Raw genomic sequence first — 21,409 nt, 5'->3', positions numbered from 1 at the left:
TGAGGTTCATCGTCAGGGTCCGCTCGGTGAGGTCGGGATCAGCCGACGGCGGCTAGGATGCGGTCGGCGCCGATGTCGCGGCGATACCGCATGCCGGGGAAGGCGATGAGCTGAGCGGCCCGGTAGGCAGCCGTACGCGCATCGGCCAGTGTCTTTCCGCGGCCTACGGCGTGCAGCGCACGCCCACCGGTGGTGACCGGCACACCGCCTGGCCCGCGATCCAGGCGGCCGTAGAAGAGCTGGGCGTCCGGTGACAAGGCAGCGGCCGCGAGCCCGGTCACCGGCTGACCGGCGACGAAGTCACCGAACGGCCAGCCGGGCGGAGCCGCCGGATCGTCCGGATCCAGACCACCCTGCGTGAGCGCGACCGTGCAGCGAGCCAAGCCGTCGAAAGCGATCCGCTCGCCACTGAGCTGCTGAGCCAGCACCGCCCGGCAGACGTCGGTGAAGGAACTCGTCATCCCGGGCAGCACCACCTCGGCCTCGGAGTCACCGAACCGGGCGTTGATCTCGATCACTCGCAGTCCACGATCGGTGATCATGGCGCCCAGATACAGGAAGCCGGTGAAGTCGAGGCGTTCCGCTCGTAGCCCACGGATCAGCGGGTCGAGAAGGTCGGCCCGTATGCGCGCGCGCAGCGCGTCGTCCTCGGCCGGGTGCGGGGCGATCGACCCCATGCCGTCACAGTTGCCACCGAGATCCCCGTCGAGGGTCCGCTTGTAGTCCCGGGCGGTCGGGAGCAGCACATACGACGCCCCGTCGAGCAGGGCGAACACCGAGATCTCGTCACCGGTCAACCGTTCCTCCACCACCACCCGGAACGCTTCGCCGTGCTCGGCGGCGAAGCGGCGGACGGCCTGGTGAGCATCGGCCTCGGTGTCACAGACGACGGCGCCGTCGCCGTTGGGCGTCAGGCCGTCCAGCTTGACGACGCACGCGTACGGCCGCGACGAGATGTACGCCTCAGCGGCGACCGGGTCGGTGAAGGACTGATACTCGGCGGTCGGGATCCCGTGATCGACACAGAATCGCTTGCCGGTGGCCTTACTGGACTCCAGCGCCGCCGCCGCCTGCGTGGGCCCGATCACCGGATAGCCGAAGCACCGCAGCACATCGACGAAGCCGCGTGACAGCGCGTCGATGTTCGAGACGAACACGAGGTCCATCGGGTTCTGCTGGAGGAATTCGACCGCCGTGCGCGGATTGTCCAACGATACGCCCGGCGCCGGACGGATCCGATCATGTTCGATGACGCCGCACCCGGGTCCGTAGAACACCGTCACTTCCGGATCGGTGCGGACGAACAGGTCACAGATGGCATGCCCCCGCCCGGTCCCGTCGACGACCAGGACCCGTGTACTCATCGACCTGCCTCCATACTCTCCATTGATGGACTAGCTCCCTCGTGCTGGCGTGCCGGTCCAGCGACCGTTCGCCGGGTCCGGGGCGACCAGAGGTCATCCCGATCGAGGTCGGCTATGTCGTACTTGCCGAGCGCACTGGCGATCAGCCTCAGCTCGAGCGCCATGGCTTCGATCAACCGGACCAGGCCGTGTCGCGGGTCCTCGTCGACCGCGATCAGGGCGGCACGCCCGAGCCCCACGGCCCGTGCGCCCAGCGCCAGGCACTTGGCAGCGCGGGCCCCGTCGAGAATCCGTCCGGACACCAGCAGGTCGCGGTCACGCGGATCGACACGGGCCAGACACTCGGCCAGCGGCAGGCCGACATGCTGCAGGAATGCCGCGGGCGCCCAACCGGTTCCGCCCTCGGCGCCGTCGACCGTGACCGCGTCGGCGCCGGCTCCCCAACAGATCTCCGTCGCCCGGCTGATGTCGCGCCCGGGTGGCAACTTCACCCAGATCCGGCACCGGGGGTAGTTGTTGCGCATCAGACGGATCTGCTGAGCCAGGATCTCCTCGGTGAACGTGCCGGGAGTGGCACATCGCAGAACCGCGTCGGTGCCGGGTTCGTACAGCTCGGCCAGCGTGAACCGGTCGGCGAGCCCGGCCGCCTGCTCGCGCCGCAGCAGGGTCTGCCCGCCCAGGCCGGGCTTGGCGCCCTGACCCACCTTCAGCTCGAATGCCAGGCGGCCCTGGTCGAGCAGCGCGGTCGCGGTCGGGTCGCTGTAGACGACGTTCCACACCTCCGCGTCGGCGTCCTGGGTGCTCTGCTGCACCACCACGCCACCGTGGGCCCCCGCACCCGACAGGTACGCCTCGATCCGGCCCAGCAACGCTCCGCGGGTTCGCTCGCCGAGCCGGCCGAGCCCGGCCGTCGGTACCAGGTTCTCCCCGATCACCATCGGGATGCCGAGCACGCCGGCCTGGCGGCTCAACGCTGCGGCCAGGCCCGAAGCGGACACATCCGTGGACCCGAAGGCGCTCACGTACAACGGGTAGGGCGCGGCGAACCCGCCCACCGCGGTGTCCAGCAGGACGTCGCCGGGCATCGGCTCCTCGCCCAACTCGAACAGGCGCGTCAACCGGCCCGGCACGAACACCGGCGGAACCAGCCGCAGTTCGTCGATCTCATCACCGGCCGGCGCGGTGGGATCCTGCCCGAACACCGTGTTGCCGTACCCGTCCGGATGGGGAAAGACGGCGCCGGCGCCGAGCCGGGCCCGCTCTCGCACCCGCGCCTCGTCGAATCCGGGAGCCGCCAGTGATGTCACGGCGACACCACCCCGGGAATCTTCGGGAAGGCGCTGGCCTGCCAGACCGCCGCGTGACCGGCCAGGTATCGGGTCAACCGCTCCAGCCCGATGCCGAAGCCGGCACTCGCCGGCAAGCCTTCTTTGGCGACGTCGAGATACCAGCGGTACTTGGCCGGGTTCTCGGCCGTCTCACGCATCCGCATGATCAAACGGCGGTAGTCGTGCTCGCGCTCACTGCCGCTGATCACTTCGCCGTATCCGTCCGGGAGAATGAGGTCGAAGTTGCGCAGCACCCCCGGCTGGGTCCGGCTCTCCCGGTCGTAGAAGCCCCGCGAGCCCTTGGGGTAATCGGTCACGAAGAAGGCCTGCTGATGCCGGCGTGACAACAGTTCTTCGCCGACCCAGTCGAGCTCGGCCGCGCTGCTCTGCTCATGCCCGAGACTCTGCAACTCGGCGACGGCGTCGCGATGCGCCATCCGGCCGAAGCCACCGCCGGCCACCGCCTTCAGGTCGGCCGGGTTCCGGCCGAGCACCTCGAGGTCGGCGCTCTGGTGCTCGCACACGGCGGCTGCCGCCCCACTGATCAGGCGCTCGGCGACTCGCATCACGTCATCCCGGGAAGCTCCGGCGAACTCCACGTCGATCTGGTGGAACTCGGCCAGGTGCCGGTGGGTGGTCGCCGTCTCGAGCGGTTCCAGCCGGACGTTGGGAGCGATGTTGAAGATCTTGTCGAAGGCCAGCAGCGACGCCTGCTTGTACAGAATTCCGCTGGTCATCAACTTGTACCGGTGACCGTAGTAGTCGATGTCGACCTGCTTGGCGCCACGACTGCCCGGGTCGGTCACCGGCCCGATCGTCGGGGGCAGCAGCTCGACGAACCCATCGGTGTGCAGAAGTTGCCGGACGGTCATCAGGATCCGCTGCTGAATCCGCAGGGTGGCGCGCATCTGCGGAGTGGGCAGCCGCTGTTGAGGCGGCGCAACAGCGACGGGAGGGGACGTCAGCATGGCCTCAGCCGTCATTCGCTGTCCTTCATCCGGTACGAGATGGGCTGGTAATCGGCCAGGCGGTAGAAGTCGTCGTAGAGCACCTGGTAGTCCTTGTTCGACACCAGCAGGGTTCCCCCCGCGGTGAACAGCGAGTCGGTCTCCTCGACCACCTCGCCGGGACGCACCTTCCAGGTGACGTCGACGTCGCTGTTGAGTTCCGGCCGGTGCAGGGTCTCCACCACGCCGCTCCGCAGCGGCATCACCGCGTCGAAGCAGTAGACCTGCTCCTCCAGGTACGCGTCGCTCTCCAGGCCGGCCTCTATCTGCAACGCGGCGTTCACGAAGGCGATGCCGTAGTTGCGCTGCATGGCGGCGAGCCCGGCGAGCCCCTTGAAGCGGGCACCCACCTCGAGGAAGACGAGTTCGTCATCGCTCGTGTGGAACAGCTCGAGGTGCGAGGCGCCGTCCGGCCAGCCGAGGGCCGCCATGGCGGTGGCGGCGAACGCGACCATCCGCTCGACCCGCGGGTCGTCATCGGCCAGGTTGATGTCCGCATTGACCTTGCCGCGCCGGACGTCGAGGGTGTTCACCAGGTATTCGGTCACTCCCCCGAAGATCACCTGGGAGTCGTGTGACAGCAGGTTGACGCTGTACATCGTTCCGGCGACGAACTCCTCGTACTCGTATCCCGAGCCGATCAGCGCGTCGGCCGCGGCCAGCTCCTCAGCAGTGCCGATGAGGTACACACCGTGACTGCCCGCCGCATCGACCGGCTTGAGGATGAACGGAGCGCCGACCTGATCCGCGATGGTGGCGAAGGCGCGTCCCGGGTCACCGTCGATCGGCCGGTAACGGCCGAAGCGTGGGACCCGGACGCCGGCTGCGACCAGCCGGTCCTTCATCACGCACTTGTCGCGGAACGGCACGATGTCGGCCGGCCGCGGGCCGGGCAACCCGAACTCGGCGCGCAGCTCGGCGGCGAACTCCATGCTGAGCTCGTCGAAGCAGTGCAGCGTGACCGGGCCGTCCGCTTCGGCGAGGACGGTACGCAGCGCCGCCCGTGCGGCGTCCGGTTCCACCGCGGAGGTCAGCAGGGCGCCACCGTCCGGGGCGCCGCACGGCACCACCTGAACGCGATCCAGCCAGGTGCGCGTCTCCGGTGCGACGGTCGCCCACTCCGCCTCGGAGATGATCAGTTCGAAGCGGACCTGGTCCCGTTCCCGGACCAGGTCCGGCCGGAACGCGCCCAGTGCGCGGAAGGAGAGAATCACCAGCGTCTTCATCGCACGCCTTCCCACAGGCTGAAGCACTGGGACGCCTCCTGGCGGCGGTCCGGTAGATCGATTCCGATATAGGGCGACCACGCGAGCACGTTGTTCACGTTCTCGCCCAGCGGGCGGCCGTTCACTCGGGTGTCGCGCCGCGCCCGCAGTGCCGCCTCGTGCAGTTCCGGGGCGCTCGCGGCGGTGATCACGAACATGCCGACGCTGTCCAGCTGATCAGCGCGCCCGGACAGCTCGGTGCCCGGCGCCTTCGGCAACCGGTGGCAGATCGTTCCGTCGGCGAACTCGATGGAATCGAACCGGGTGGCTTCCGGCGGCGGAAGCAGCAGCATCTCCCCGGCGAAGCGCCGGGTGGCGGCCAGGAAGGACAGGTCCGGTTGTTGCCCGCACCCGATATCCGTCAGGACCTGCTCATACCGAGTGTCGTAGGCCTGGCTGAACAGCACGATCGAGGCGGTGCCGGCAAGCCGCGGGTTGAAATCGATCAGTTCGATCGGCCCGGACTCCGGAACCATCATCTCGATCTGGGTAGCTCCGTGCCGGAATCCGAGACACTCGTGCACCTGCTTGGCCTTGGCGAAGATCTCGAGCAGGCGCGGATGCGGATAGGGGAACTGGAACCCCGCCTCCACCACCGGATCGCTGGCCAGGACGTAGCGGCCCATGAGCCCGATCGATCGCACCTCACCGCGGACCACCACCGACTCGACACTCAGCAACTCGCCGTGCGCCTCCGCCTCCACCACGAAGTCGTCGGCACCCTGGATGTACTCACGCATGAACGGGTTGGCGATGGTCACCTGGCCGGCCCGCGCGACCGCCGCGTGCAGTTCGTCGAGCGTGCCGACCAGGAAGCACAGGGCGCTGCCCGTGCCGTTGGCCGGCTTCATCACGGCCCGGCCCCGGAACGGCCAGGCATCCCAGCTCAGCGCCTCGGCCAGGGAGGCGGACCTGAGCTCGCTGAGGCCGTTGTCGAAAAGCCGCCGACGGACCCACCGCTTGTCCAGGATCCGCCGCAACTGGCCGGGATCGTTGTGCGGGAGTCCGGCCAGCTCACGCAGCATCGCATCGTAGGGCAGCGTCGGCTCGGCTCCGGCATAGGTGCCGGCCACCTCGTACCGGTCGTGCACATCCCGGACGATCGCCTGCACGGCAGCATCGTCGGCCCAGGACTGAATGTGGATGTATTCGTCCACGACTCCGTCCGGCACGGCGTACGGGCCGACGGTTTGCAACGGACTGTGGTTCAGCACCACGATCTTCATCCCGCGCCGCTTGGCCTCCTGGGCCACCAGCAGCATCGGGTTCATCATTTCCATCAACACGAACGATGTCGTCATGGGTCTTCCTACGGTCGGATGGTGGGATCGAGAGGGTGTACCGCTCCGGTCAGACAGCAGCCGAGACCTCGACCTCGCGATAGCTGACCTGCACCTGCCCGGCCGCGGCCTGCGCCCGGCCGAGCGCCACCTCCGGATCAGGGCCGACGGCGATCACATGTCCCAGTCGATCGGAGTTGCTCCCTGTAGCAGCGAGCTCGGCACCCTCGCCGACGTAGAGGCTCACGGTGGACACGCCAGGGCCGGCCAGGGCCTGCGACATTCCCTCGATACGATCGACCACGCCCTCCCGGCTGGGCAGGAAGACGATCGCCGCGGCGTCGCTGCGATCCGGGGTCAGGCGTGGCGCCCGGCCCAGATGCATGTCGATCAACTCAGCGACCAGGTCCACCCCACTGGCCAAGGTAGCCAGGTGAGTGATCAGGTCACCCGCGGGCCGGCAGTTGATCTCGATCAGCTTCGGACCTGCGGCGGTCACCCGGAGCTCGACATGTGCCGCGCCGAACTCGTAACCGATCGCGGCGAGCGCGGCGCGCACCAGGTCGGCGCAGGCCTGCCAGGTCGGTTCGGGAAGGGCGGCGGGAACCACATGCCCGGTCTCGAAGAACAACGGCGGCGGCGAGAGCAACTTCTGCGTGATCGCCACGACGTGCGTGCGCCCCTGGTAGGTGAGCGTCTCCACACTGAACTCGGGGCCGACCAGGTACTCCTCGATCAGCACCGCCGGCGTACGGCGTTGGCCTCGCTCGTTGGGCTCGGCACACTGGTCGAGCAGCGCCTGGGTGTGTTGCCGAGCCTCTTCGCCCGTCCGGCACAGCTTCACGCCGCTGCTGAGCGCACCGTCGACCGGCTTGATGACACACGGCAGCGGAAAGGCCGGCGGCAGCACAGCGTTCGTCAGCCGATGGTATGCCGGAATCGGCACGCCGGACGCGGAGCAGAGAGCGCGGGTACGCGACTTGTCGCGAGCCGCCCGGACCGCGTCCGGGTCGGCCCCGACCAGACGGAGGCGGGCTGCGGCCTGGGCCGTGACCACGACATGCCACTCACTCATGGTCAGTAGCGCGTCAGCGCCACCGTGGCGGGTCACCGCCGAGGCCACCGTCTCGGCATCGTCCGTGTCGCAGATGATCACCTGGTCGATCAGGGCTTCGTCGAAGCCCCGGCCGGCCTGGCGGTAATAGTCCAGGTCCCGGGTGATGAGGGTGACATGATGGCCGAGACGCTTGGCGGTTCTGATGGCCTCATTGCCGGTTCCGCTGAGGCTGCTCTCCAGGAAGGCGATGCGATTCTGCTGCACAGTTGTCCCCTGTGGTGGCGTCGGCTTGCGGTAGGGAGAGTCAGTGAAGTCCACCGGGCGTGGTACGCACGGTGATCTTTCCGACCAGCAGGTCGCAGGTTTCGAGCGCCGTCGTGGTGTCCGGCCCGGTCACCAGGATCTGACCGCTGCGATCGAAGTTGTCGGTGACCGGCGCGGTTCGGTCACCCTCCTTGACGAACAGATCCAGCTCGATCAAGTCCGGGTGTTCCGCCACGTCCTCGATTCCCTCGAAACCGGTCACCAAGCCCGGCTCGGCGGTGATGAATCGGGTTGCTGTCGCACGCAGCGGCACCGGCCGGTCCGGCAACTCGGGTAGTAGCCCGAACGGAGCGGCTACCGCGTACTCCTCGAGGTCGATCTCGTAGGCGTTGCGCACCAGGTCGCCGATCCGATCACCGGCGATCCGGTCATGTGACTCGATCACGAGTGGACCGTCCGGAGACAGTTTGATCTCGGTGTGTGCTACGCCGTCCCGGAGGCCCATCGCACTCAGAAAGTCCCGCACGTACGACGCGACCCCGGCTTCGTCCTCCGCACTGAGCCGGGCCGGCACCGCATGTGCCGTCTCCACCATCCCGTCGGTGTATTTCTCGGTGATGGCGACGACCGAGTGCCGGCCGCCGAACGAGAAGGTCTCGACGCTGTACTCCGGTCCGGCGATGTACTGCTCGACCAGCAATCGACCGATCGGGAAGAACTGGCCAAGGATCAGGTCGGGGCGATCGCGCAGGTCAGCGACGGCCTGCCAGGCGTCGGCCACATCGTCAGCGCTCCTGATCACGTGCACGCCACGGCTGGCCGTGTTGTCGATCGGCTTGAGGACGAGCGGATACCCGTACCGCTCGCCGAACGCGCTGACCGCCGACGCGCTGTCGACCTCTTCCGCCGCCACCGTCGGCACGCCCGTGGCCGCCATATGACGACGCATCGTCAGCTTGTCCTTGAACCGGACGGCCACCTCGTGCGACGTCCCGCCGAGGCCGAGCAGATCATTGATCCGGCCGACCGTCTCCATGGCCTGCTCGCCGAGCGAGATCACCCGAGTGAACTCATAGGACTCGTGCGCGGCCAGGACGATCGGTCGAACCAACTCCCAATCGGTGTAGTCGACCATGAAGAGGGCATCGGCCACCTCCACGTATCCGGGCAACATGCGATCGCGGTGCTGGAGGAACAGCACCCGCAGACCGTGCTTCCGGGCCTTGGCCAGGGTCTCCACCCGTCCGCCGACGATGAGAATCGTTTCCAATTACTTCCACTTTCATCGTTTGGTCACGACAGTTCGGCGGTCTGCGAACGAGTGACCGCTAGGCAGTGAAGTTGCGACAAAGTTGCGCGCAAGCGCCGTTACGCAGTGACGAAATGCCGACACCGGACTCCGGCGCCAACCGCAGGTCGAGGAGGCCGTCGCCATCCTGGAGCCGAGTCCTCAGCGCTGGCCGCCCCGGCCCCACCCGTGGTCAGACCGACCGTGAGCAGCGCAATCCTTCTGCCGGGCAGAGTCAATCATGTGATTCACCCCCGTAGCTGTCTCTAATCTCTTATGCCGCGGCTCCGGGATCTACCACCGGCCGCCAGAACGGCTTCATAACACTGTCCGATATCCGAGGGTGCCAGGCCTTCTTGGCGACGAACAGAATCCTGATCTAGCATCTTTGCGCAACGCACGATCACGCGACGGGGAGACGAGTTTGAACACAGACAGTAGGGAGTGCTCGGCTGAAGATATCTGTGATGGATGCCTCGATTTCTTTCACCGAGCCGTCATCGAACACCAGGTGCTGGCCGACCAGGCGCCACCGTGTCTGCTGTCGCTGGGGCTGTTGCAGCCGATCGTCGACGAGCCGGGGCAACTGACAGTGATCCCACCCTCCAGCGCGGCGGCCGTGGCCCTGGGTCCGTACGAGACGGCAGTGGCCGAGACCACTCGCCGCATCGAGTCGCTCAGCGCGGCTTATCGCCAGGCTGAGGCGGTCTTCAACACTGCTCATCAGGGATTGATGCCCGAGACGGTCGTCCTGCGCGGATCGTCAACAATCAATCGAGTGGTGGACCTGGCAGTCGCGGGGTGCACGAACGAGCTGATGACGATGCAACCTGGCGGCGCACGGCCGACGGAGCTGCTGGACGCGCTCGTGGCTCGCAGCCTGGAGACCATCCGGCGTGGAGTCCGCCAGCGAACCATCTATCAACATGCCGTTCGCTCGCACCGTCCTACACTTGATTACGCCATTCGAATAATGTCGGCCGGCGCTGAGATCAGAACCGTGGACAAGGTATTCGACAGGCTTATCATCTGCGATCGGAAAGTCTGCTTCATCCCGTACCTCGGCGATGATGAATCAGCGTTGGAGATTCGCAACGAGGGAGTGGTGAATTTCCTTGTCAAGGTTTTCGAACACACCTGGGATCGCGCTATCGCCATCGACCCGTGCAGCGGTGTACGCCCTATCGGCGTACTGTCGGATATTGAGCGAAGCGTCGCCCGCATGATCGTTTCAGGCAGTACCGAGGACAAGATCGCCCGCAATCTGGGCATCAGCCGCCGAACCGTGGCGGAGTACGCCAGCCGTCTGGCCCGGCACCTCGGTAGCAGCAGCCGAGCCCAGTTGGGCTACCTCATCGCCACCCACGGGCTGCTGGACGAAGACAAGTTGGCGCCGATGCAGCGAGTGATGATCGGATGAAACCAAGATCCCATTAGGGGCTACCAGCCGGTATTCCCTGTGTACGGTGCGCTAGCAGCATTTGGCTGCATATCAACGAAGCGGGTCGATACCGTCCGGACGTGCCGGGCGGTAGCACGCCGTGATCGAAGTGGACATTGAGCCATTCCGCGCAACCGGTTGATCGCTTGTGTGGCCATCCGATGCGTGATCGGTACGTCGCCGAACGATTACGGCGGCGACAATTCCGCCGATCTGCCACGGGGCTTGGACCGATCTTCCGGACCCCCTTGAAGGTGGTCTTGAGCAGGGGTTTCCGCCCGTGGCACGGAGGTCCCGGGAAGCGCCGGGCCGGGTGGGAGCAGGCTCAACCCGGCGGGCGCGTCGCGGGATCGAGTGCGGGCGGAGTCTGGTCGGGGACGGCGTCGTCCGTACCAGGCAAGGGGTTTGAATGTCGGATCGTCGGGCTGATCGTCGCGGCAATCGCTGTGGTCAGCATGATCGCGGAGAGTGCGCCGATCGCGCCGACCGGGCCGACGGCGGTGAGCAGGACGCCCGCGCCGAGGGAGGCGATCGGCATGACGCCCCAGGTCAGCGTGTTGGCGGCGCTCATCACTCGGCCGAGCAGCTCGTTGGGGACCGTGATGCCGGCGTAGGTGAGGATCATGACGTTCCAGATCGGGCCGACGAAGGCGGTCAGGGCGCCGATCGCGCCGATCTGCCAGGGGCTGGACGTGAGGGCGAAGAGGGGCAGAAGGACGGACCAGATCCAGTACGTGCCGATGAGCACCACACGGAGCGACAGCCGGCTGTGGACACGCGCGGCGATCAGGGCGCCGAGCAGACCGCCGGCGCTGTAGAGGCCGAGCATCAGGCCGATCCGCGCGGGGGTGGCGCCGTGATCGCCCGCGTGCACCACCAGGACCAGGATCAGGGCCTGGAAGACCAGGTTGCTCACCGCGATGAGCAGCAGTGACGCGCGGATGAAGCGGTTACGCCAGACGTAGCGGAGGCCGGTCAGGGCGGAGGTCCACAGGGGTTCGGCGGGGCCCTCGGTGGCCGGGCGCAGGTCGCGGCGCAGAAAGAGGATGCTGACCGCGGCCAGCAGGTAGGAGAGGCCGTCGACCAGGAACGGGAGTGCCCGGTCGACCGTGAAGAGGAAGCCGCCCAGCGGTGGGCCGGCCAGGGTGACACCGCGACTGCGGGCCTCGTTGGTGGCGAACGCGGTGGCCAGTTGACTCGGTGGCACCACCATCGGCAGGGCGGCGTGTTCGGCGAGTTCGAAGAAGACGAGACACAGTCCCTGCACGAAGACGACCGCGCACATCTGGGCGACAGTGAGAACGCCGGACCAGATGGCGAGGGGCACGGTCACAAGCGCCACGGCGGCGACGAGTTCACTGACCAGCAGGATGCGGTGGCGGTTCCAGCGGTCGACCAGCGGGCCGGCCGGCAGGCCGGCGATCAGGTGCGGGAGGGTCCCGGCGGCCCCGACTTCTTCTCAAGGAACTGTCAGTGCGAAGTCAGTTTCAGCTCCCCAGCGGACCTCAGCGGACGAAGAGCAGGAACAGTCCGGCCCAGGTGCATCCGATCATGAAGAGGACCATCGGGAACTCGTCGGCCAGGACGGCGAGCAGCGGGCGGCCGGGGTGTTCGGCCAGGGCACGGTCGTGGGCCACGATCACGCCTACCGCGTGTCCGATCAGGATCAGAGCGATCTGTACGGCGGAGATCAGTTGCGGGGACGGGGTGATCGTCCCGGTGATGTCCGAACCCGCCAGCAGGAGAAGACCGCGCGGGCCCTCGGTGATCAGCAGGGACAGGTAGTGGGCGAGGGTGTAGCCGGCCGCGATCGGGATCAGCGACATGGTCACGTCCAGGCGGCCCGCGGTCCAGCGGACCGCCAGGAAGACCGACGAGCAGAGGAGTACGAGGCCCGCGGTCCCCGAGAGCGGGTTCCGGGTCAACGTGGTCCAGGCCGGGGAGCTGGAGGCGCTGTCGAAGACGGTCGAGCCCCACCAGACGGCGATGAAGGCGGCCAGACCGGCGGTGGCCAGCGACTGGCGGGCTCGCGTCGAGACGGCGACCCCAGCGGCCGCGCTCGGCGCCGGAGCCTCGGCCGCGCCCGGCATCGGGACCGGATTCGCGGGCGCAACCGACGTCGGGACCGGATTCGCGGGTGCGGTCGACGTGGACTCGCCGGCCGCTGGACCGGCGAGGCCGGAGAGCAGTGGGCGCCAGCGGAAGGGGCTCAGGCGGCCGGCCAGGTCGGAGTAGACCTCGAAGCTGTCGCCGCGCGCGAACCACTCCTCACCGCGGAGGGTGGCCAGGAGGAGTTGGCTCACGGCGTACGCCAGAAGGAAGAGACCGACCGCGACCGGATCGCCGTGATGGGGCACCACCAGCTCGAACCAGACGAACGCCAGCAGGAAGGCGGCCGCCGGCCAGGCCGAGCCGGAAGTGCCGGGCGGAAGCGGGCGCAGCCCGCGACGCGGGAGGCCGAGCAGGGTGAAGAGGGTGCGCAGCGGGTTGACCGTCCGCCAGACCGGGCCGACGATCATGCTGACCGGCACCAGGCCCACCCAGAGCAGGACGAACAGGGCGTGCGGGGCGGGGTTCTCCGGGCCGCGCGGGCCGGCGACGGCGTAGCCGGTGACGTAGAGGGCCAGTAGGAGGACCGGATAGCGCAGGTAGCCGCCGAGGCCGAGGGACCGCGGGACGGACGGTTCGAGGCGTGGTTCCCGCCACCAGAGGCCGGCGATCAGGAAGGACAGCACGAGGGTCGCGGCTCCGGCCTGCAACACCAGATCGAGCGGAAGCGGCAGGTCCGCGGACTCCCCCACACCGTGCGCGAGCGGCAGGTCCGCGGAGCGGTGCCCGACCGGCGGAGTCACACTGTTTCCTCGGCTCTACGGGCCAGGTCGCGCAGCACGCCGGCGCCGGCCACCGCGACGCCCGCGCCGAGGCCGAGCGCCAGGACGACCAGGATGCGTTCCAGGTCGGCGGGACCGGCGAACGGCAGGACCGCACGGTGGAACGAGGTCACGTCGGGCAGGACGAACACCGCGGTCAGGGCCGCTCCCCCGCAGACCGCGAGGATCCCGGCGGCCCGGCCGCGCAGAGCGGCCACCGCTCCGCCGACGATCAGCGGCCAGGCGAGGAGGTTGATCCCGGCGGCGCTCAGGAAGGTTCCGGCGAGTGGCGCGGATTCGACGGCCAGGGTGGATCCGGTCACGTGCACGATCGAGGACAGTGCGGCGACACCGCCCGCGGCGGCCAGCAGCAGGTCGGCGCGGCGCAGCCTCCGGGCGAGAAGCACGAGCGCGGCGCCGGTGAGCGCGGCGGCGGCCCACCACGGGGCCGCGGGTGGGCGCTCCTCCCCGATCAGTACGCCGTCGACCGTGACCGGGGTGCCGTCGGCGTCCAGGGTGATCGTCCAGGGGACGGTCCGGCCCGCCGCGACGGTGCGGCCGTCGGGGGTGGCGCGTTCGTCGGCCCAGGTGTGCTCGGCGCCGGGCGCGACCGTGGCCCCGCCCGGGATCGTCACCGGTCCGCCGGTGCCGTTGCGCAGGCGGAGCCGGGCACCGTCCTCGATGGCGACCACCTCCAGCCCCGGCAGGGCGGGAGTGACGGAGACGACGCGGCCGCGGGAGTCGGTGGCGGTCAGGCCGCCCGCGTGCGCGGCGGCCGGCTCGCCGGTCACCACCAGCGTGCAGACGATGGTGACCAGGACCGCGACGATCCGCCTCACTCGGCGAGACGGTGGATGCTGCGGGCGACGAGCACGGTGCCCACCCCGGTGAAGGCGGTCAGGACCATCAGCCCGCTCACCATGTGGATGTTGAAGCCGGTGGTGCCGGTCTGGATCTTGCCGACCAGCAGCACCGCGCCCCACACGGCCGGCGGCGTGATCAGGCCGAAGAGGATCCAGCGGGCGTTGGCACCGAGCCTGACCAGCGGGTTCACGGCGCGCAGCACGATCTCCAGGGCGATCGCGGCGGCGGCCACGGTCAGCGCCGGCCACCAGGCACGCTGCGAGTCGAACATCAGGTGCATGAAGACGGCGATCAGGCTGACCAGCGCGGCCGGCAGCCCGAGCGGCAGCGGCCAGCGGCGGCCGATCGCGAGGAACGGCACGAGCAGCAGGACGGTGCTGAACAGGTAGCCGTGCACGAGCTGCGAGTCGGGCGAATACACCGGCACCGGGTCGAGGTCGGCGCCCAGATGGCGGAAGCCGAGGGCGGTGGCGTGCAGCGAGTAGATGTGCACCGGCAGAGCCGCGAACAGGGTGGAGATGCCGACGAGGAGACCGCCGGCGAGGCCGAGCCGGTCGCCCGGGTTGGCGGCGAGCATCAGCGCCGGGCCCATCGCGACCAGCACCATGCCGAGGATGATGAACTCGTGGCTGGGGCTCACGAAGATCTCCATGCCCTGCTCGATGCCCCAGATGTTGTGCCAGAGCGTGTCGACACCACCGCCGACCAGGAGGAACGCCATGCCGGCGAGCGGGATGCGCAGCGCGTTGGGCAGGGCCAGAACACTGGAGTACGTGGGGATGCCGGGCAGTCGGGAGCGCATGATCCACAGCAGAGTGAAGCCGGAGGCCGCGATGCCGGAGTAGAGCACGCCGTGCCACGGCGTCCAGAAGGTCTCCAGCTCCGGGGTGGTGGCGTGGGCGTACGCGTCCAGTTGCAGCCCGATGACCAGCCATGCGCTGGCGACCAGCAGGATCCACCGCTCACGCGCGCTGAATGTCACGGTGGGCGCTTGCACCGGCACTGCCCGTTCCACGGATGTTGTCACGATCGCTCCCCCTCTGATCGACTCGGCGACCGTAACCTACATCGCTGTCCTTACATGGTTCGATCGGACACCGGACGATGTGACGATGGACAACGACGGAGATCTCCGTCGATCTCGCGGGCGGCCAGAACCGGCGCGGAATCGTTCACGCTGGTGCGGCGGCCGGCCGACGGACACGCCGGGCAGATCACGGTGGAGCCGTGGTCGCCCGGTTACGGCGGATAGTGTCGGGTCATGACCGAACCCGTGACGCACACCCTCGAGGTTCCCGGCGCGGTTCTGCGCTACGACGTCCGTGAGCCGGCCACCCCGGCCACCGCTCCCCCGCTGTTGTTGATCGGCTCGCCGATGGACGCTTCCGGCTTCGTCACCCTGGCCGGCCACTTCACCGACCGGACCGTCATCACCTACGACCCGCGCGGCACCGGCCGCAGCGTTCGCACCGATCCGGCGCCGGAGTCGACGCCGGAGCAGCACGCCGACGACGTACGCCGGGTGATCGAGGCGGCCGGCGGCGGCCCGGTCGACCTGTTCGCCAGCAGCGGCGGCGCGGTCAACGCGCTGGCCCTGGTGGCCGCGCATCCCGGCCTGATCCGGGTGCTGGCCGCCCACGAGCCACCGACCACGCGGCTGCTGGACGACCACGAGACCGCGGTGGCCGCGGTCAACGGCATCCGCGAGCTGTACCAGAAGTCCGGCCTGGGCCCGGCGATGGTCAAGTTCATCGAGATCGTCTCGTTGAAGGGCCCGGTCCCGGCCGATTTCGTCTCGCGCCCCGGCCCCGCCCCGGCCGCCTTCGGCCTGCCCGCCGACGACGACGGCTCCCGCGACGACGTGCTGCTCGGCCAGAACCTGGTGACCTGCTGCCTTTACGAGCCGGACTTCGACGCCCTGCGCGCCGCGTCGACCCGCATCGTGATCGGGGTGGGCGCCGAGTCCACCGACGAGCTGGCCCACCGGGGCGGCCTCGCGGTCGCCGGCCGTCTCGGCCTCGAACCCACCGTCTTCCCGGGCAACCACGCCGGCTTCCTCGGCGGCGAATTCGGCCAGCACGGCGATCCGGGCCCGTTCGCCGCCACCCTCCGAGAAACCCTCGACAGGGCCTGATCAGGCAATCTGCCGAAGATCGTCGCCGTAGTCGAAGATGATCCGCATGCGGGCGCCCAACGCCCGGGCATAACGGCTGAGGGTGGCGACCTCGTTCACATCGAGGTCGCCGTTCTCGATCTGGCTGACCCGCCCCGGCGTCACCCCCATCAACTCGGCAACCTGCCGCTGCGTCATCCCGAGGCGCTGCCGCTCCTCCGCGAGGTGGTACGCACTGACCCAGGCCTCGGTCCGCGCGCGCTCCCGCACAAGGGCCTCGTCATCCCCGTCGTGCAGCTCCGCCCGAATGTCGTCCCAGTCGTGAAACTCAGTCATGAGTCACCCCGCCTCTTCCGCTCTTCCGCAAGCCAGGCGTCATACGCCACCTCTGCCGCTGGTATCGCCGACCGATACCAGCGATCCCAGTTACCCGCCTTGTTTCCCGCGATCAGGAGCACCGCCTGCGACCACGGGTCGAACACGAAGATGATCCGGATCGCGACGTCACGGCCCGACCTGGGACGCAACTCCTTGAGGTTACTGATCACCGTTCCGGTCAGGGTGTCGACCAACGGGCGTCCCAGACCCGGTCCGATCTCGGCGAGCATGTCAACCGCGATGTTCACGGATCGGTAGGTCTGCTGGTCTGCCTGCCGTAACGCTCTGAGCCAGTCACGAACCTGACCTGTGGTGCGAATCGACCAGCGGCGGCTCTGCGAGTCCGGCATTCAGCGACTATAGCTCGAGCTAAACATGATCGGGGGCCGGTGTTGCGGGCCGAACGGAAAGGCGGTCACGGATGGGCGGAACCAGGCCCTTCGGGAGGTAGAGGACGCAGACGATCAGGACGATGGCGTAGACGGCGTAGGAGAGGACGGCCGGGGCGTAGCCGGGCATGCCCGGCTGGGTGCCCAGGGTGTTGAGCGCCTGCACCAGCAGGACGATCACGGAAGCGCCGACCAGCGGGCCGGCGATCGTGCCCAGGCCGCCGACCACCGCCATCACCACGAACTCGATGGACAGCAGCACCGGGAACGAGCCGGGCGCCAGATATCCCAGGTAGAAGGCGTAGACGCCACCGGCCAGGCCGGCGAAGGCGGCGGACAGGGCGAACACCGCCAGCCGATAGCCGCCGATCGCCACACCGCTGGCCGCGGCGGCCGTCTCGCTCGTGGCGGCGGCGCGCATGCCGCGGCCCGCGCGGGACTCGATCACGTTGCGCGCGATCAGCACGGCGATCATCAGGACGAACCCTGCGGCGTACGCGTAACCGAGGTCCTCACGCAGTTCGAAGCCGCCGATCGAGAACCGTGGGATGCCCTGGAGGCCGATCGCGCCGCCCGCCCAGTCGGCCTGGGCGAGCAGGGACAGCAGGATGAGCTGTACCGCCAGGGTGGCGAAGGCCAGGTGGTGGCCGCGTAGCCGGAGCAGTGGCGCCCCGAGCAGGGTGGCCGCGACCGCCGCGATCACCGGGGCGGCGAGCAGGCCGAGCAGGGGCGGGACTCCGTGGACGGCGAGCAGGCCGGCCGCGTACGCCCCGATCGCGTAGAAGGAGGCCTGTCCCAGCGAGACCTGTCCCGCGTACCCCATCAACAGCGAGACGCCGACGGTGACCGTCGCGGCGAGCGCGAGCAGCACGAACGTCGCGAGATGCCGTTCCGGGAGGAGCGGCGGCAGCAGGGTGAGCACCGCGAGCAGCAGCACGGCCGGGAGCCGGCGCCTCATCGGGCGGTCTCCGCGACCGGCCCGGTGCGGGCCGCCTGGACGATCATGACGGTGAGCATCAGCACGAGGGCCACCTCCACCTGGTAGGCGCCGCCGCCGTAGCCGGCGGCCAGGGTCTGTGCCACGCCGAGCAGGAGCCCGCCGGCGAGGGCGATCACCGGCCGGGTGAGGCCGCCGAGGACGGCGGCGGCGAAACCGTTGACGATCAGAGCGACGTCACTGTCGAAAGTGACCTGCTGCACCGGTGTGGTGAGGACTCCGGCGAGGCCGCCGAGGGCGCCGCCGATGGTGAAGGCGAGCAGGCCCATCCGGCGTACGTCGATGCCGACGACCTGGGCGGCGTAGCGGTTGGAGGCGCAGGCGGACAGCGCCCGGCCCAGGTCGGTGCGGGTGAAGAACCAGGCCATCAGGGCGAAGACCGGCGCGGTCACCGCGATGATCAGCAGGTAGTGGGCCTGGAGCCGGGCGCCGGCCAGGTCGGCCACGCCGGGCACGCCCGGATAGGAGCGTGGCTGGTCTCCCCAGATCAGGATCTCTACGGCGTACGCCAGCACGCCCAGTCCGAGGGTGACGATAAGCGAGGTTCCGGGGCTGGTGCCGGGGCGCCCGATCGCGACGGCGCCGACGATGAGGCCGGTGAGTGCGCCGAGCGTGACGCCGCCGAGTTCGGCGAGGCCGTGCGGGACGCCGGCGCCGAGCAGGGAGGCGGCCAGCATGGCGGCGAGCACGGCGAACGCGCCCTGGGCGAAGTTGACCACCCGGGTGACCCGGTAGATCGCCACGAGCCCGCTGGCGACCAGCGCGAACCCGGCCCCGATACCGAGCCCGGTGACCAGGTACCCGATCAGGTCGCTCATGAGGTCACCTCGATGTGGCCGCCCAGGTAGGCGGCGGCGACGCGGGGGTCGCGGGCCAGGGCGGCGGCGCGGCCGTGCAGGGCGATCCGGCCGGCTTCCAGGACGTACGCGCGGTCGCACAGGTCGAGGGCGAGGCGGGCGTTCTGTTCGATGAGCAGGACGGCGAGGCCGCGGTCGGTGTTGAGGGCGCGCAGATGGCCGACGAGGGTGGTGACGATCAGTGGGGCGAGGCCGAGGCTGAGTTCGTCGATGACCAGGATGTCGGGGCGGGCCATCAGGGCGCGGCCGATGGCGACCATCTGCTGCTGCCCGCCGGAGAGCGCGCCGGCCCTGCGGGTGCGGATGCCGGCCAGTTCGGGCAGCAGTTCGTAGACGCCGGTGGTGTCGCGCCCGCCGCGGCCGTTGCGCCAGCCGCCGAGGCGCAGGTTGTCGTCGACGGTGAGGTCGCCGAACATCTCCCGGCCCTCGGGGACCTGGGCGAGGCGGCCGGAGACGGTGATCGTGCCGGAGTCCGGCCGCAGCAGCCCGGAGAGGGCTTTGACCAGGGTGGACTTGCCGGCTCCGTTGGCGCCGATGAGGGCGACCATCTCGTGGTCGTGGACGGTCAGGTCGACGCCGTCGAGGGCGGTGGCGCCGGAGTACCGGACGGTCAGGGCACGGGTCTCGACGACGGCGGTCACGGGTGGACACCTCTGTCGCCGGATCGGGGCGCGGGTGGCCGTACCATCGCGGGGTCGGTCTTGATCTCGGAATTCTCGGCCGTGGGACCCAGGTAGGCGGCGATGACCCGGGGGTCGGCGCGGACCTCGGCGGGGGCGCCTTCGGCGATGACCCGGCCGAGGTCGAGGACGGTGATCCGGTCGGCGAGGCGCATCACGAAGGCGACGTCGTGTTCGACCAGGAGGATGGTGCGGCCTTCGGCGCGCAGGCCGGCGATGAGGGTGGCCAGGTGTTCGCGTTCGGCGGCGCGCAGTCCGGAGGCGGGTTCGTCGAGCAGCAGAAGGCGGGGCTCGCCGCAGAGGGCGCGGGCGAGTTGGAGGGCGCGCTGCTGGCCGAGGGGGAGTTCCTCGGCGGGGCGGTGTGCCCAGGCGGCGAGGCCGGTGCGGTCGAGGCAGGCGAGGGCGCGGTGCCGGATGTGGCGTTCCTCGCGGTGGTGGCCGGGCAGGCGCAGGGCGGCCGAGAGGAAGCCGGACCGGGTGGTGGCGTGCGCGCCGACCATGACGTTCTCGAGGGCGGTCATGCCGTGGAAGGTGCGGGCGGCCTGGAAGACGATGCCGACGCCGCGGGCGGCGCGCCGGTGGGCGGGGAGGCGCTCGACGGGTTCGCCGTCGAGCGCCACGCTTCCGGTGTCCGGGGCGAGCTGGCCGCCGATCAGGGCGAACAGCGTCGACTTTCCGGCGCCGTTCGGTCCGATGACAGCGCGCAGCTCGCCCGGTTCGACAGTGAGGCTCACGTCGCGGACGGCGTAGACGCCGCCGAACGCGCGGGAGACCCCGTCGACGGTCAGTCTCACCGGAATCGTCCCTTGGAGAAGTCGGTGGGGACGAACTTGCCACCCTCGATCGTGTTGATCGAGATGAACTCGGTGGTCAGGCCGGAGTGGTCGGTGGCCGAGTATCTGTAGGTGCCGTTGGGGGTGGTGAGAGTGAGACCAGCGAGGGCGTCGCGGACCTTCTTCGCATCGGTGCCGCCGGCCTTCTCGATGGCGGCCGCGAGCAGTTTCACGCCGCTGTAGCCGTCCTGCGCGAACTGCGGCGGCGGGTAGCCGTACCTGGTGGTGAACGCGCTGGTCAGCTCGTCGACGGCGGTCTTCAGTTCGCCGGCCGGGAGGTGTTCGCCGACGACGCCGACGCTGCTGGCGATGGTGGCGCCCTCGGCGGCCGGGCCGGCCGGTTCCAGGAAGAGTCTGCTGGCCTGCGAGCCGGTCAGGACGAGTGGGATGGTGAGGCCCGAGGCGGCGTACTGCTTGGTGATGGCGACGGCCGGCGCGCCGGTGGCCCACAGCATCAGGGCCTGGGCGTCGGACGACCGCACGTGGGTGAAGATGGCGCCGAACTCGGTGGCGGTGGTCTGGAACTCCTCGATCGGGCCGAGCGTCACGCCGTACTGGGAGGCCTTTGATTGAAGGCCTTTGAATCCGGCGACCGCGTAGCTGCTCTTGGTGTCGTAGGCGACGGCGATCCGGGTGAGTTTCCGGTCCTGGAAGTACTCCAGGGCGGCCTGGGCGTAGGTGCCGGACAGGGCGGGGACGACGAAGACGTACGGATGAACCGGGTTGACCTGCTCGTCCGCCGGGGTGAGCGAGATGTAGGGGATCTCCTCGCGGTCGACGAGCGGGATGGTGGCCAGCGCCGAGTTGCTGAACGGCGAGCCGATGATCGCGTCGGAGTCGTCCTTGAGCTCGTTGAAGGCGAGGACGGCCTGGTCGGGCAGGCTCTTGTCGTCACGGACGGCGAGTTCGATCCGGCGGCCGCCGATGCCGCCGGCCGCGTTGATCTTCTCGACCGCGAGGGCCACCGATTTCTGGTTCTCGCTGCCGAGCGGGGAGTAGTTGCCGGTCAGCGAGACGATCTGACCGACCTTGATCACGTCGTTGCTCTCGTCGCCGGTTTCGCCGCCGCAGGCGGCCGTGGCGAGGGTGAGTGTCAGGAGTAGGGATCCGATTCTGCGCACGATGACCTCCACG

General features: G+C 69.2%; 19 protein-coding genes and 1 pseudogene. 2 read left to right on the top strand and 18 right to left on the bottom strand.

Features of this window, described 5'->3' with window-relative positions; genetic code table 11:
• Positions 1-38: 38 nt before the first annotated feature.
• Genes purD through IEZ13_RS18505 form a run of 7 tightly spaced genes read right to left on the bottom strand, consistent with a single transcriptional unit; the run spans position 39 to position 8,835 of the window.
• The gene (purD, locus tag IEZ13_RS18535) at positions 39-1,364 is read right to left on the bottom strand and encodes a phosphoribosylamine--glycine ligase (protein ID WP_183223421.1); all 1,326 of its coding nucleotides are present in this window, start codon (positions 1,362-1,364) and stop codon (positions 39-41) included.
• Positions 1,361-2,671, bottom strand: coding sequence for a glutamate synthase-related protein (locus IEZ13_RS18530; protein ID WP_183223418.1), 1,311 nt, complete (start codon positions 2,669-2,671; stop codon positions 1,361-1,363). Before IEZ13_RS18530 ends, purD begins: the two co-directional genes overlap by 4 nt.
• Complete coding sequence (locus IEZ13_RS18525; RefSeq protein WP_183223416.1) at positions 2,668-3,675, bottom strand: asparagine synthetase A; 1,008 nt, start codon at positions 3,673-3,675, stop codon at positions 2,668-2,670. The genes IEZ13_RS18530 and IEZ13_RS18525 overlap by 4 nt, the downstream gene beginning before the upstream one ends.
• A complete protein-coding gene (locus IEZ13_RS18520; RefSeq protein ID WP_183223414.1) occupies positions 3,672-4,925 on the bottom strand; it encodes an ATP-grasp domain-containing protein in 1,254 nt (417 codons plus the stop codon). Before IEZ13_RS18520 ends, IEZ13_RS18525 begins: the two co-directional genes overlap by 4 nt.
• Positions 4,922-6,265: an ATP-grasp domain-containing protein gene (locus IEZ13_RS18515; RefSeq protein ID WP_183223412.1), complete on the bottom strand. Its 1,344-nt coding sequence runs from the start codon at positions 6,263-6,265 to the stop codon at positions 4,922-4,924. Before IEZ13_RS18515 ends, IEZ13_RS18520 begins: the two co-directional genes overlap by 4 nt.
• Before the next feature lie 49 nt (positions 6,266-6,314).
• Positions 6,315-7,565, bottom strand: a complete 1,251-nt coding sequence (locus tag IEZ13_RS18510) for an ATP-grasp domain-containing protein (RefSeq protein WP_183223410.1) — start codon at positions 7,563-7,565, stop codon at positions 6,315-6,317.
• Positions 7,566-7,605: 40 nt separating this feature from the next.
• Positions 7,606-8,835: an ATP-grasp domain-containing protein gene (locus IEZ13_RS18505; protein ID WP_183223408.1), complete on the bottom strand. Its 1,230-nt coding sequence runs from the start codon at positions 8,833-8,835 to the stop codon at positions 7,606-7,608.
• Between the two features lie 442 nt (positions 8,836-9,277).
• Here IEZ13_RS18505 and IEZ13_RS18500 point away from each other — a divergent pair, with 442 nt between their 5' ends.
• On the top strand, positions 9,278-10,273 hold the full coding sequence (locus IEZ13_RS18500; protein ID WP_183223406.1) for a helix-turn-helix transcriptional regulator: 996 nt from the start codon (positions 9,278-9,280) through the stop codon (positions 10,271-10,273).
• Positions 10,274-10,619: 346 nt separating this feature from the next.
• On the opposite strand, the pseudogene IEZ13_RS18495 reads toward IEZ13_RS18500, so the two are convergent.
• The 4 genes and pseudogenes from IEZ13_RS18495 to IEZ13_RS18480 form a co-directional block, all read right to left on the bottom strand.
• Positions 10,620-11,735 (bottom strand): annotated as a pseudogene (locus tag IEZ13_RS18495) (MFS transporter); the annotation flags it as partial.
• 64 nt (positions 11,736-11,799) lie between these two features.
• Positions 11,800-13,146: a hypothetical protein gene (locus IEZ13_RS18490; protein WP_183223404.1), complete on the bottom strand. Its 1,347-nt coding sequence runs from the start codon at positions 13,144-13,146 to the stop codon at positions 11,800-11,802.
• The gene (locus tag IEZ13_RS18485) at positions 13,143-14,003 is read right to left on the bottom strand and encodes a hypothetical protein (protein ID WP_183223402.1); all 861 of its coding nucleotides are present in this window, start codon (positions 14,001-14,003) and stop codon (positions 13,143-13,145) included. The genes IEZ13_RS18490 and IEZ13_RS18485 overlap by 4 nt, the downstream gene beginning before the upstream one ends.
• A complete protein-coding gene (locus tag IEZ13_RS18480; RefSeq protein WP_183223400.1) occupies positions 14,000-15,055 on the bottom strand; it encodes a hypothetical protein in 1,056 nt (351 codons plus the stop codon). The genes IEZ13_RS18485 and IEZ13_RS18480 overlap by 4 nt, the downstream gene beginning before the upstream one ends.
• Positions 15,056-15,289: 234 nt before the next feature.
• On the opposite strand from IEZ13_RS18480, the gene IEZ13_RS18475 reads away from it, so the two are divergent.
• Positions 15,290-16,162, top strand: a complete 873-nt coding sequence (locus IEZ13_RS18475) for an alpha/beta fold hydrolase (protein WP_183223398.1) — start codon at positions 15,290-15,292, stop codon at positions 16,160-16,162.
• Here the strand turns inward: IEZ13_RS18475 and IEZ13_RS18470 are convergent, their stop codons facing one another.
• From IEZ13_RS18470 to IEZ13_RS18440, 7 genes are read right to left on the bottom strand one after another with little or no spacing between them, the layout of a single operon-like run.
• Complete coding sequence (locus IEZ13_RS18470; protein WP_183223396.1) at positions 16,163-16,477, bottom strand: transcriptional regulator; 315 nt, start codon at positions 16,475-16,477, stop codon at positions 16,163-16,165. It lies immediately after the preceding gene.
• Positions 16,474-16,869 (bottom strand): type II toxin-antitoxin system RelE/ParE family toxin, encoded by a 396-nt coding sequence (locus IEZ13_RS18465; RefSeq protein ID WP_183223394.1) that lies wholly within the window; start codon positions 16,867-16,869, stop codon positions 16,474-16,476. Before IEZ13_RS18465 ends, IEZ13_RS18470 begins: the two co-directional genes overlap by 4 nt.
• Positions 16,870-16,888: 19 nt before the next feature.
• Positions 16,889-17,866 (bottom strand): branched-chain amino acid ABC transporter permease, encoded by a 978-nt coding sequence (locus IEZ13_RS18460; protein ID WP_183223392.1) that lies wholly within the window; start codon positions 17,864-17,866, stop codon positions 16,889-16,891.
• On the bottom strand, positions 17,863-18,723 hold the full coding sequence (locus tag IEZ13_RS18455) for a branched-chain amino acid ABC transporter permease (RefSeq protein WP_183223390.1): 861 nt from the start codon (positions 18,721-18,723) through the stop codon (positions 17,863-17,865). The genes IEZ13_RS18460 and IEZ13_RS18455 overlap by 4 nt, the downstream gene beginning before the upstream one ends.
• The gene (locus tag IEZ13_RS18450) at positions 18,720-19,403 is read right to left on the bottom strand and encodes an ABC transporter ATP-binding protein (protein WP_183223388.1); all 684 of its coding nucleotides are present in this window, start codon (positions 19,401-19,403) and stop codon (positions 18,720-18,722) included. Before IEZ13_RS18450 ends, IEZ13_RS18455 begins: the two co-directional genes overlap by 4 nt.
• Positions 19,400-20,236 carry an ABC transporter ATP-binding protein gene (locus IEZ13_RS18445; RefSeq protein ID WP_183223386.1) on the bottom strand — a complete coding sequence of 279 codons (837 nt, stop codon included), beginning with the start codon at positions 20,234-20,236 and terminating at the stop codon, positions 19,400-19,402. The genes IEZ13_RS18450 and IEZ13_RS18445 overlap by 4 nt, the downstream gene beginning before the upstream one ends.
• Positions 20,233-21,396, bottom strand: coding sequence for an ABC transporter substrate-binding protein (locus tag IEZ13_RS18440; protein ID WP_183223384.1), 1,164 nt, complete (start codon positions 21,394-21,396; stop codon positions 20,233-20,235). Before IEZ13_RS18440 ends, IEZ13_RS18445 begins: the two co-directional genes overlap by 4 nt.
• Positions 21,397-21,409 lie beyond the last annotated feature (13 nt).

This window comes from Actinoplanes campanulatus (genome assembly GCF_014647795.1).
GTDB classification, from domain to species: Bacteria; Actinomycetota; Actinomycetes; order Mycobacteriales; family Micromonosporaceae; genus Actinoplanes; species Actinoplanes campanulatus.
This window is presented reverse-complemented; position numbering and strand designations above follow the sequence as displayed.